Genomic DNA, 11,582 nt, shown 5'->3' on the forward strand with positions numbered 1-11,582 from the left:
GATCCACCCTCCCTCTCGCTCTAGTGGTCCAAGCTTCCCGAACACGGGGCGGGTGGTGCCATGGGGGTGATACATCTCCTGGGCCGGGGGTTATCCCCACCCCTGCCGGCCCCTTCCCGTCCCTCTCCGGACGGCTCCGGGCGGTACGGGGGTGTCCACCGGTTGTCCACGTGATGTCTTGCGGAGCGGGCTGGGTTCGGGTGGAGCGGAGCCGTCCCCTTAGACTCACGCATTGGCCATGGTTATGACCGTGTAAAGAAGCGACGTAGAACTGCCTTGAGGGGCGGTTCACGGCCGAGTGGAGGGCGAAGGCATGGAGTGGCGGCAAGCGGCTGCCGTCGCGGCCGACCCGGCGGTCGGCAGCGGCTACTTCGACGCGTACGCCGCGATGGGACTGCTCGCCGTCATCGGCGTGCTGTTCGTGACCGTCGCGTTCACCGCCAACCGGCTGCTGCGTCCGGTGGTGTACTCGCCGGAGAAGCTCCTGGCCTACGAGTGCGGCGTGGACCCGGTGGGCGAGGACTGGGCGCACACCCAGATCCGCTACTACGTGTACGCCTTCCTGTACGTGATCTTCGCGGTCGACGCGATCTACCTGTTCCCGTGGGCGACCGTGTTCGCCACCGCCGGGTACGGGGCCGGGACGCTGATCGAGATGTTCCTCTTCATCGGCTTCCTCGCGGTCGGGCTGCTCTACGCCTGGAAGAAGGGCGTTCTGGAATGGACATGACGCACAACCACTCGCACGCCGCGCCGGGCGGACCGGTCGCGCTCGGCCTCCCGGACCCGTCGCGCCCCGGCGCCGTCGAGCGCCGGAGCATCGGCCCGCTGGCCCGGCTCGCGCCGGACCCGGTCAAGGTCGTGCTCAACTGGGGCCGCCGCTACAGCCTCTGGTGCTTCAACTTCGGGCTGGCCTGCTGCGCGATCGAGTTCATCGCGGCGTCCATGGCCAAGCACGACTTCATCCGGATGGGTGTCATCCCGTTCGCGCCCGGCCCCCGACAGGCCGATCTGATGATCGTCTCGGGGACGGTGACGGACAAGATGGCGCCCGCCGTCAAGCGCCTCTACGAGCAGATGCCCGAGCCGAAGTACGTCATCTCCTTCGGCGCCTGCTCCAACTCCGGCGGTCCGTACTGGGACTCGTACTCGGTGACCAAGGGCGTCGACCAGATCATCCCGGTCGACGTCTACGTGCCCGGCTGCCCGCCGCGGCCCGAGGCGCTGCTCCAGGGCATCCTCAAGCTGCAGGAGAAGATCGCCGCCGAGTCGCTGCCCGCCCGCTACGCCGCGCCCGCGTCGGCGCTGCGGCGTCCGCTGGTGGCGGGGCCCGCGGGCTCTGCGGGGTCTTCGGGCTCCGCGGAGCCTTCGGGGTCTTCGGGCTCTTCGGCAGAGGGAGGGGTCTCGTGACCACGGCAGAGCAGTACGCGGCGTCGGTCGGGGAGTGGGCGACCGGCGCCGAGGCGTACGGGCTGATCACCGTCGACGTGCCCGCCGAGCACTGGATCGAGGCGCTCACCGCCGCCCGTGACGGGCTCGGCCTGGGCTTCTTCGACTGGCTGAGCGCCGTCGACGAGCTCGCCGACGGCTTCTCCGTGGTCGCCCACCTGGCCTCGGCCGAGGGACACTCGGTGCGCCACCTCGCGCTGCGCACCCGGGTGCCGCGGGACAAGGCCGCCCTGCCGACGGCCGTGTCGGTGTACGCCGGTGCCGCGTGGCACGAGCGCGAGACCCACGAGATGTTCGGCATCGACTTCCCCGGGCACCCGCACCTCGTCACCCTGCTGCTGCCGGACGGCTTCGAGGGACACCCGCTGCGCAAGGAGTTCGTGCTCGCGGCCCGCGTCGCCAAGGCCTGGCCGGGCGCCAAGGAGCCGGGCGAGTCCGACCACGGCGACGGGCCGGCGCGGCGCAAGATGCAGCCGGCCGGCGTGCCGGACCCGAACGAGTGGGGCCCGCTCAAGGGCACCCTGCCGCCGGTCGCCGAGCGGCCCGCGCGTGGTGCGCGGGCGGCGGGCGCGGCGGCGCGCACTCCGCGGGCCGCCGCGGGGGCTGCGGGTGCTGCCGGTGCTGCCGGTGCCGCCGGTGAGGCTCCGGCGGTGCGGGCGGACCGGCCCCGGCGGACCCGGTCGGTGTCGGACGGGTCGGCGAGCCAGGCGGGAGCCGAGGCTGCCGAGGGCGCCGTCGCCGAGGGCGCCGCCGGTGAGGCTCCGGCCGTGCGGGCGGACCGCCCGCGACGGACCCGGTCGGTGTCGGACGGTTCGGTCAGCCAGCCGGTCGAAGCGCCCGGCGCCGACGCGCCGAAGGCCGCTGACGAGCCCAAGGCCGAGCGTCCCGCCCCCACGCGGACGCAGTCGTCGGACGCGCCCTGGCACAACCCGGTGCCCGCCCACGACGCGAAGCCTGCCGAGGAACCTGCGGAGGGGCCGGCGGCGGAGCCCGCCGAGGCCCCGGCGGAGAAGAAGGACGACCCGTCGGCCCGCCCGGCCGGCCAGGACGGAGACGGCACGTGAACCTGCTCGACACGGTGCTGCGCTGCGTCGCCACGCTCGTCGTCTTCCTCACCGTCCCGCTGATCATCGGCCAGACGGAGCACAAGGTCATGGCGCACATGCAGGGCCGGCTCGGCCCGATGTACGCCGGCGGCTTCCACGGCTGGGCGCAGCTCGTCGCCGACGGCGTGAAGTTCGCGCAGAAGGAGGACATCGTCCCCGCCGGGGCGGACCGCCGGATCTTCCAGCTGGCGCCCGCCGTCTCGCTGCTGCCGTACCTCTTCGTGCTGCTGGCGATCCCGGTCGGCCCGGACGGCTTCGTCGGCCAGGCGGTCGACGCCGGGCTGTTCTTCGTGCTGGCCGTGATGGGCGTCGGCGTGATCGGCAAGCTGATGGCCGGCTGGGCCTCGGCGAACAAGTTCTCGCTGCTCGGCGGCCTGCGCACGGCCGCCCAGCTGATGTCCTACGAGCTGCCGATGGTGCTGGCGGCGGCCTCGGTGGCGATGGCCGCCGGCACGCTGTCGCTGCCCGGGATCGTGGACTCCTGGCAGTGGTACTGGCTCCCGTGGCAGCTCATCGGTGCGTTCGTGTTCTTCACGGCCGGTCTGGCCGAGCTCCAGCGCCCGCCGTTCGACATGCCGGTGGCCGACTCGGAGATCATCTTCGGCGCGTACACCGAGTACACCGGCCTGCGCTTCGCCCTGTTCCTGCTCTCCGAGTACGTGGGCATCCTCGTGGTGTCCGGGCTGACCGCCGTGCTGTTCCTCGGCGGCTGGCACGGCCCGATGCCGGACCAGCTCGGCTGGCTCTGGACCCTGCTGAAGACCTTCGCGCTGGCCTTCGTGGTGATCTGGCTGCGGGTGACGTACCCGCGCCTGCGCGAGGACCAGCTGATGCGCTTCGCGTGGACCGTGCTGATCCCGCTCGCCCTCGTCCAGCTCGCCCTCACCGGCATCATCAAGGTGGCGATCTCATGAGTTTCCCGGGTGCCGGCCTCGCCAAGGGGCTGGCCGTGACTCTGCGGACGATGACGAAGAAGACCGTCACCGCGCAGTACCCCGACGTGCAGCCGGTGCTGCCGCCGCGCTCGCGCGGCGTCATCGCGCTGCTGGAGGAGAACTGCACGGTGTGCATGCTCTGCGCGCGCGAGTGCCCGGACTGGTGCATCTACATCGACTCCCACAAGGAGACGCTGCCGGCCGCCGACCCGAACGCGCGCGCCCGCACCCGCAACGTGCTGGACCGCTTCGCGATCGACTTCTCGCTCTGCATGTACTGCGGGATCTGCATCGAGGTGTGCCCGTTCGACGCGCTGTTCTGGTCGCCGGAGTTCGAGTACGCCGAGACGGACATCCTGGAGCTGACCCACGAACGGGACCGGCTCCGTGAGTGGATGTGGACCGTCCCGGCGCCGCCGGCGCTGGACCCGGCGGCCGAGGAGCCCAAGGAGATCGCCACCGCGCGCAAGGCGGCGGACAAGCTGGCCGCGGCCGCCGCGGCGGCCGTCGCCCCCGAGGAGAAGGGTGAGACCGAGTGACTGCTCTTGCCCTGCTCGCGGCGACCGGCCCGCTGGCCCCGGCCTCCCGTTCGTTCCTGTCGCCGACCGGCGTGGAGGTCGTCTTCCTGCTGATCGGCATCACCGTGCTCGGCTCGGCCGTCGTCGCCGTGAGCACCAAGCAGCTGGTGCACGCCGCGCTGTGGCTGGTGGTCGCGCTCGGCGGGCTCGCGATCGAGTTCCTGCTGCTCACCGCCGAGTTCATCGCCTGGGTGCAGGTCCTGATCTACCTCGGCTCGGTGATCGTCCTGGTGCTGTTCGGGCTGATGCTCACGAAGGCGCCGATCGGGCGCTCGCCGGACGCCGACTCGAAGAACCGCTGGGTCGCCCTGGCGGTCGCGCTGGCCTCCGCCGGAACGCTCGTGACCCTGGTCGTGGACGCCTTCCGCACCTCCTGGATCGACCTCGGGGGTGGCGGCGGATCGGCCGCCGTCACCGGGGCGAGCCTGTTCCGCACGTGGGTCCTGCCCTTCGAGGCGCTGTCCGTGCTGCTGCTGGCGGCACTCGTCGGCGCCATCGTGCTGTCGCGCGGCTCGAAGCGCCGGGTGCCGCCGCCGCGGGCCGGCCGGCTGCGCACCGGGCGGCCGGTCGGGTCCAACGGGACCGTCGCCGCGACCGCTCCGCGCACCGCTCCGGAGGCCGCCGCCCCGCCCGTGACGGAGGAGAGCTGATGCACCTCGCCTACCCCGTCGTCCTCGCCGCGCTGCTGTTCAGCGTCGGCGTGTACGGCGTGCTCGCCCGGCGCAACGCCGTCCTCGTGCTGATCTCCGTCGAGCTGATGCTCAACGCCGTCAACCTGAACCTCGTCGCCTTCGACGCCTGGCTGCGCGACTCCCTGCACGCCGGCCAGGCGCTGACGCTGTTCACCATCACGATCGCCGCCGCCGAGATCGGCCTCGGGCTCGCCATCGTCCTGCTGCTGTTCCGGGCCAGGGGCACCGCGGACATCGACCGGGCCACCGCGCTCGGCGACCCGGCCGAGACGCTCGCCGAGGAGGCGCCGGCCGGCGCCGGGGCGCTGAAGGGCCAGGCCACCGCATGAACCTCGCCCTGCCCGTCCTCGTCCCCGCGCTGCCCGCGCTCGGCGCCGCCGCCACCCTGGCCGCCGGGAAGAAGGCCCCCGGCCTGGCCCGGCCGCTCGCCATCGTGCCGGTCGCCGCCTCGGCCGTGCTCGCCCTCGTGGTCGCGCTCCAGCTCGGCACCGGCCAGGCGCTCGACGCCGCCACCCGGCTGACCCCGACCGGCGGCCCGGACATCGCGCTCGCCCTCCACCTGGACGGCTTCAGCTCGCTGATCTCCGTGCTGGTCGGTCTGGTCGCCACGTGCGTCCAGGTCTACTCGACCGCGTACCTGAAGGAGGACCCGCGCTACCCCTCGTACGCGGCGCTGGTCTCGCTCTTCACCGCGGCGATGTTCCTCGTCGTGTACTCGGGCGACCTGATCGTGCTGCTGGTCGGCTGGGAGGTCATGGGCATCTGCTCGTACTTCCTGATCGGCCACCACTGGGAGAGCGCGGACGCCCGCTCGGCCTCGCTGAAGGCCTTCCTGGTCACCAAGCTCGGCGACGTGCCGTTCCTGTTCGGGATCTTCCTGCTCGGCGCCGACGCCCACAGCTTCCGGATCCCGGACGTGCTGGCCGCCGCCACCGACGGGAAGCTCGGCCACCCGACGCTGATCGCGCTGCTGCTGCTCGCCGGGGTCGCCGGCAAGAGCGCGCAGTTCCCGCTGCACACCTGGCTCCCGGACGCGATGGCCGGCCCGACGCCGGTCTCCGCGCTGATCCACGCCGCCACCATGGTCGCGGCCGGCATCTACCTCGTCGCCCGGCTGCTGCCGGTGTTCCTGCTCTCGGGCGCGGCGCTCGTCGTGCTCGCCGTCATGGCCGCCGTGACGATGATCGGCTCGGCGCTGTGCGCGCTCGCGCAGGACGACCTCAAGCGGGTGCTCGCCTACTCGACCGTCGGCCAGCTCGGCTACATGGCCGGGGCGCTGGCCAGCGGCGACCGCGAGGCCTCGGTGTTCCACCTGGTCAGCCACGGCGCCTTCAAGGCGCTGCTGTTCCTGGCCGCCGGCGTGGTGATCCACGCCGCGCACACCAACTCGATCTCCGCGATGTCCCGGATCCCCGGGCTGCGCAAGCGGGTGCCGGACGCCTACTGGACGATGGGCATCGGCCTGGTCGCGCTGACCGGGCTGCCGCCGTTCTCCGGCTTCTTCAGCAAGGAGGCGGTCCTCGGCGCCGCCGAGCACGCCGCCAACGGCGAGGCGATGACCAACGGCCTCGGCCCCGCCTCGGCCGTGCCGCAGACCGCCGGGTGGATCGTGCTGGTCTCGGCGGCGCTGACCGCGCTGCTCACCGCCGCCTACGCCACCCGGCTCTTCCTGCTCGCGTTCCACAGCCCGGCCGGTGCCGCCGCGGCGGCCCCCGAGGTGGTGGCCCCCGCCGTCGCCGACCGGGCCACCGTCGTGGCCGACCACGAGGCCGACGCGCCCTACTCGCCCGAGCTCGACGAGGCCGACCCGGCCACCGCCGAGCCGCACGCGATGCGCTGGCCGCTGTGGGTGCTGGCCGTCCCGACCATGGCCTTCGGCATCGCCGGGCTGCGCTCCGACTGGCTGCCCGCCCTGCTCGACGGCGGCTCGCTGCGCCCCTCCGGCGTCACCGCCGTCACCGGCACCGGGCTCGCCGTGGCGGGCGCGCTGCTGGCGTACGGCGCCTGGCGCTCGGCCACCGCCCGGCTCGGCGCGGGCCGCCCCGCCCCGGCCGGCCGGGTGCCCGAGCAGGCCGGGGCCCCGGCCGCCGAGGTACTGGCCACCGAGGTGCTGGCCACCGAGGTGCTGGTCGCCGACCCCGGGCGCACCCTGCTCGGCCCGCTGTTCGGCCCGGCCCGGCACGGCTTCGGCGTCGACCGGCTCTACGCCGCGCTGTTCGTCCGCCCGGTGGCCGCCGCTGCCCGGCTGGTCCGCTTCCTCGACCGCGAGGTCGTCGAGGGCTACGTGCAGGGCAGCGGGATCGGTGCCAACCTGCTCGGCCGGGCCGTCCGGCTCGCGCAGACCGGCAACGCGCAGACCTACCTCAGCGCGCTGCTCGCCGGCGTCGTCCTGCTGGCCGTCCTGGTGGCGGTGTAGCGGATGCCGTTCCCCGTCCTGTCCCTCCCCCCGACCGTCGCGCGTAGGAGTCCCCGATGAACGCGGTCCTCATCGCCCTCCTGGCGCTGCCGCTGCTCGGTGCAGCCCTCACCCTAGCGCCGGTGTTCGGCCCGGACGCGGGCGTCGCCGACCGGCGCGCGCTGCGGCTGAACTCGGTGCTCACCGGCGCGGTGCTCCTGCTCAGCCTCGCCCTGGCGGTCGGCTTCGACCGCGGCGAGCCCGCCCGGATGCAGGCCACCACGGACGTGTCATGGATCCCCGCGATCCACGTGCGCTTCCACCTCGGCGTGGACGGCGTCTCGTTGCCGCTGATCGTGCTCACCGCGCTGCTCACCTTCCTCTGCGCGCTGTACTCGGAGAAGCGGCTGCCGGCCGGGGACAACGTGCCGTCGGCGCGGGCCTTCGTCGGGCTGTTCCTCCTCCTCGAAGTCGGCATGCTCGCCACCTTCGCGGTGCTGGACCTCCTCCTCTTCTTCATGGCCTTCGAGATCGTGCTGATCCCGATGTACTTCCTGATCGCCCGCTGGGGGAGCGGCGCGAAGGTGCCGGCCGCCAACCGGTTCATCCTGTACACGCTGCTCGGCTCGGCCGTGATGCTGCTCGGCTTCCTGCTGATCGGCAGCAAGGCGGGCACCTTCGACATGCAGGCCCTCGCCGCCGGGCACGGCAGCGGCCTGAGCCACACCACCCAGGTGACCGCCGCGCTGGCGATCATGATCGGGCTCGCGGTCAAAGCCCCGGCCTGGCCGCTGCACAGCTGGCTCCCCGACGCGCACACCGCCGCCCCGACGGTCGGCTCGGTGCTGCTCGCCGGCGTGCTGCTGAAGATGGGCACCTACGGTCTCGTCCGCGTCCTCCTCCCGGTCGTGCCCGACGGCACCACGACGCTCGCCCCCTACCTGGGCGCGTTCGCCGCCGTCGGCATCGTCTACGGCTCGCTGGCCTGCCTCGCGCTCGCCCGCCGCGGCTCCAAGGGCGACCTCAAGCGCCTCATCGCGTACTCCTCCGTCGGCCACATGGGCTTCGTCCTGCTGGGCATCGCCTCCCTCACCCCGGTCGGCGTGAACGGCGCGCTGTTCGCCAACATCGCGCACGGTCTGATCACCGGCCTGCTGTTCTTCCTCGTCGGAGCGCTCAAGGACCGCTACGGCACGGCCGACCTCGACACCCTGTCCGGCACCACCGGCGCCGCCCTCTACGGCCGCGCGCCGCGGATCGGCGCCCTGCTCGCCTTCGCCGCCGTCGCCAGCCTCGGCCTGCCCGGGCTGGCCGGCTTCTGGGGCGAGCTGCTCGCCATGTTCGGCGCGTTCGACCCGGCGGCGGGCCTGTCCCGCCCGGCCTTCGTCACCTACATGGTCCTGGCCGGCCTCGGCACCCTCCTCACCGCCGCGTACCTGCTGATCGTCGTCAAGCGCGTCTGCATGGGCGACCCCGAGCAGCCCGCGCCGGTGGCCGAGCTCGCCGACCTGCGCCCGTACGAGGCCGTCAGCTGGACGCCGCTGGCCGCCCTCACCCTGCTCGCCGGCCTCTGGCCCGCGCTCCTGCTCGGCCTCTCCGACCCAGCCGTCAAGCACCTCCTCGGAGGTGGCTGACATGCTCGGAGCCCGGCTCGCCGAACTCGGACCTCACTCCACGGGGCAGCACACTGTGACCTCCCTCGCCGTACCCAACGCGGGCAGCCTGATCCAGTCCGTGGACTGGGTCGCGATCGCGCCGCCGCTGATCGCCGCCGTGGCCGCCCTCGCGGTGCTGGTCGCCGACCTCTTCCTGCCCGAGCGCCACAAGAAGTGGCTCGGCCGCCTCACCGCGGCCGGACTCGCCCTCGCGCTCATCTCGCTCCTCCCCCTCACCGGGGGATCACCCCGGGCGACGTTCTGTGCGCAGAACGTAGCAGGGGCCACTGACAACGCGGGCTGCTCGTACGTCGCGGACCACTTCGCCCTGGTGTTCCAGCTGCTCGCCCTCGGCGGCGCGCTGATCGCCGCGCTGCTCTCCGCGCACACCGTGGAGAGCGAGAAGCTGCCCGGCGGCGAGTACTGGTTCCTGCTGCTCTCCAGCGCCACCGGCGCCGCCCTGCTGCCCGCCTCCCGCGACCTCGCCACCATGGTGGTCGCCCTGGAGGTCGCCTCGCTGCCCGCCTTCGCGCTGGTCGCGCTGCGCCGGGACGGCCGGGGCGCCGAGGCCGCGCTGAAGTTCTTCGTCTCCTCCGTCACGGCGACCGCCGTGATGCTGCTCGGCGTCTCCTTCGTCTACGCGGCCAGCGGCAGCCTGCACCTCGGCGCCGTCGCCGAGGGCCTGGAGCACGCCCCCGCGCAGCTCAAGCCGCTGGCCGAGGCGGGCGCCGTCCTGACCCTCGTCGGCTTCGCCTTCAAGGTGGCCGCCGTCCCGTTCCACTTCTGGGTGCCCGACACCTACACCGGCGCACCGCTGCCCGTCGCCGGCTACCTGTCGGTCGTCGGCAAGGCGGCCGGCCTCTCCGGTCTGGCGCTCGCCACCACGGTGGCGTTCCGCCCGTACGCCCACACGTGGGGCCTGGTGCTCGCGGTGCTCGCCGCCGTCACCATGACCGTCGGCAACGTCGGCGCGCTGCGCCAGCGCTTCGACACCCGCTACAGCGCGGTCCGGCTGCTCGCCTGGTCCTCCGTCGGCCAGGCCGGGTACCTGCTGGTGCCGCTCGCCGCCGCCGGCTACGCGCCCACGGCCGCCGACCCGCTGGGCGCCACCGCCGCGTACGCGCTGATCTACGGGGTCGTGAACCTCGGTGCGTTCGGCGTGGTCGCGGCGGTCGGCCGGCGGGCCGGCACCAGCGTGGACGACTTCCGCGGGCTGTTCGCGCGGAGCCGCTGGACGGCGCTCGCCCTGGCCTTCTTCCTGCTCTGCCTGGCCGGGCTGCCGCCGGGCGTGATCGGGCTCTTCGGCAAGGTCGTGGTGTTCCGGGCGGCCGTCGACGCCGGGCTGGGCTGGCTGGCCGTGGTCATGGCCGTCAACGTCGTCGTCGCGCTGTACTACTACCTGCTCTGGACGGCCCGGTTGTTCGCTCCGGCGGCGGTCGCGGCCGGCGGCGACGGTGGCGGCGAGGCAGGCGTCGAGGGAGGCGTCGGTGCAGGCGTCGAGGGAGGCGTCGAGAGTCGGCTTCCGTTGAGTCTGACGGCGACGCTGGGGCTCACCGCTTCGGTCGCCGTGGTGTTGTCGGTCGCTCCGCAGCTCGTGCTCCAGGTGGCGGGCGGCAGCCTGTTCTGACCCGTCGGGCGGGCTCTGAGGTGGGTGGGCACTCGGGGGTGAGGGTGGTGTCACCTCTGTCGGCTGTGTCACAAGGGAACAAGGTCCCCGGCCCCGCCCGTTGACCGGGCAAGAGGGACGAGGCAGAAAGGGCTTCCCCACCGCGCCATTGGAGGGCCTGACGTGCACCGCCGGCACAACGGACTGAGGACCGCCGTCCTGCTCGGCGGCCTCTCGGCGCTGATCCTGGTGATCGGCGGCTTCTTCGGCCGGAGCGGCCTCGTGATCGCCCTGCTGGTCGCCGTCGGGACCAATGCCTACGCGTACTGGAACAGTGACAAGCTCGCGCTGCGGGCCATGCGGGCCCGGCCGGTCAGCGAGATCGAGGCGCCGCAGCTCTACCGGATCGTCCGGGAGCTCTCCACCTCCGCCCGCCAGCCGATGCCCCGGCTCTACATCTCGCCCACCCCCGCCCCCAACGCCTTCGCCACCGGCCGCAACCCGCGCAACGCGGCGGTCTGCTGCACGGACGGCATCCTGCAACTGCTCGACGAGCGCGAGCTCCGGGGGGTGCTCGGCCACGAGCTGAGCCACGTCTACAACCGGGACATCCTGATCTCGTCGGTCGCCGGGGCGCTCGCCTCGGTGGTGATGTTCCTCGTGAACTTCGCCTGGCTGATCCCCTTCGGACGCAGCGAGGACGACGACGGGCCGGGCCTGTTCGGGATGCTCGCGATCATGATCCTCGGACCGCTGGCGGCTGGGCTGATCCAGCTCGCGGTCAGCCGCTCCCGCGAGTACCAGGCTGACGCGGACGGTGCCCGCATCACGGGGGATCCGCTGGCGCTGGCCAGTGCGCTGCGGAAGCTGGACGCCGGTACGCGGCGGCTGCCCCTGCCGCCGGAGCCTCAGCTGCAGACGGCGAGCCACATGATGATCGCCAGTCCGTTCCGGCCGGGTGAGGCTGGGGCCCGGTTGTTCTCGACGCATCCTCCGATGGGGGAGCGGATCGCTCGGCTTGAGCGGATGGCGGGGTATCGGGGCTGAAGGTTCCGCTGCGCGGGGCTTGGGGTGCGGGGTGGGCTTTCGGGTGGGTGGGGTTCGCCGGGGGTGACGTGGTCGCCGGTTCGCGGGTCTCGTAGACACATAACCGAGCCCACGAGACA

General features: G+C 73.1%; 11 protein-coding genes. All 11 read left to right on the forward strand.

The features are described from left to right. Positions 1 to 313: 313 nt before the first annotated feature. The 11 genes from ACFV4G_RS27460 to htpX all read left to right on the forward strand — a co-directional run bounded on the left by ACFV4G_RS27460 (position 314) and on the right by htpX (position 11,463). Positions 314 to 730 (forward strand): NADH-quinone oxidoreductase subunit A, encoded by a 417-nt coding sequence (locus ACFV4G_RS27460; RefSeq protein WP_380444760.1) that lies wholly within the window; start codon positions 314 to 316, stop codon positions 728 to 730. Continuing rightward, a complete protein-coding gene (locus ACFV4G_RS27465) occupies positions 721 to 1,410 on the forward strand; it encodes an NADH-quinone oxidoreductase subunit B (RefSeq protein ID WP_380444761.1) in 690 nt (229 codons plus the stop codon). Before ACFV4G_RS27460 ends, ACFV4G_RS27465 begins: the two co-directional genes overlap by 10 nt. Then, the gene (locus tag ACFV4G_RS27470; protein WP_380444762.1) at positions 1,407 to 2,513 is read left to right on the forward strand and encodes an NADH-quinone oxidoreductase subunit C; all 1,107 of its coding nucleotides are present in this window, start codon (positions 1,407 to 1,409) and stop codon (positions 2,511 to 2,513) included. Before ACFV4G_RS27465 ends, ACFV4G_RS27470 begins: the two co-directional genes overlap by 4 nt. Then, entirely contained in the window at positions 2,510 to 3,469 is a 960-nt protein-coding gene (nuoH, locus tag ACFV4G_RS27475; protein ID WP_380444763.1) for an NADH-quinone oxidoreductase subunit NuoH, read from the forward strand. The genes ACFV4G_RS27470 and nuoH overlap by 4 nt, the downstream gene beginning before the upstream one ends. Further along, entirely contained in the window at positions 3,466 to 4,029 is a 564-nt protein-coding gene (locus ACFV4G_RS27480; RefSeq protein WP_380444764.1) for a NuoI/complex I 23 kDa subunit family protein, read from the forward strand. Before nuoH ends, ACFV4G_RS27480 begins: the two co-directional genes overlap by 4 nt. Further along, positions 4,026 to 4,718, forward strand: a complete 693-nt coding sequence (locus ACFV4G_RS27485; protein WP_380444765.1) for an NADH-quinone oxidoreductase subunit J — start codon at positions 4,026 to 4,028, stop codon at positions 4,716 to 4,718. The genes ACFV4G_RS27480 and ACFV4G_RS27485 overlap by 4 nt, the downstream gene beginning before the upstream one ends. Continuing rightward, positions 4,718 to 5,089 carry an NADH-quinone oxidoreductase subunit NuoK gene (gene nuoK, locus ACFV4G_RS27490; RefSeq protein WP_329930390.1) on the forward strand — a complete coding sequence of 124 codons (372 nt, stop codon included), beginning with the start codon at positions 4,718 to 4,720 and terminating at the stop codon, positions 5,087 to 5,089. Before ACFV4G_RS27485 ends, nuoK begins: the two co-directional genes overlap by 1 nt. After that, positions 5,086 to 7,176 carry an NADH-quinone oxidoreductase subunit L gene (locus ACFV4G_RS27495; RefSeq protein WP_380444766.1) on the forward strand — a complete coding sequence of 697 codons (2,091 nt, stop codon included), beginning with the start codon at positions 5,086 to 5,088 and terminating at the stop codon, positions 7,174 to 7,176. The genes nuoK and ACFV4G_RS27495 overlap by 4 nt, the downstream gene beginning before the upstream one ends. 56 nt (positions 7,177 to 7,232) lie before the next feature. Continuing rightward, positions 7,233 to 8,789 carry a NuoM family protein gene (locus tag ACFV4G_RS27500; protein WP_380444768.1) on the forward strand — a complete coding sequence of 519 codons (1,557 nt, stop codon included), beginning with the start codon at positions 7,233 to 7,235 and terminating at the stop codon, positions 8,787 to 8,789. Position 8,790: 1 nt separating this feature from the next. After that, entirely contained in the window at positions 8,791 to 10,437 is a 1,647-nt protein-coding gene (locus ACFV4G_RS27505) for an NADH-quinone oxidoreductase subunit N (protein ID WP_380444769.1), read from the forward strand. Positions 10,438 to 10,599: 162 nt separating this feature from the next. After that, positions 10,600 to 11,463, forward strand: coding sequence for a zinc metalloprotease HtpX (gene htpX / locus ACFV4G_RS27510; protein WP_380444771.1), 864 nt, complete (start codon positions 10,600 to 10,602; stop codon positions 11,461 to 11,463). Positions 11,464 to 11,582: the final 119 nt, after the last annotated feature.

This window comes from Kitasatospora sp. NPDC059747, from assembly GCF_042732955.1.
In the GTDB taxonomy this organism is placed as follows: domain Bacteria; phylum Actinomycetota; class Actinomycetes; order Streptomycetales; family Streptomycetaceae; genus Kitasatospora.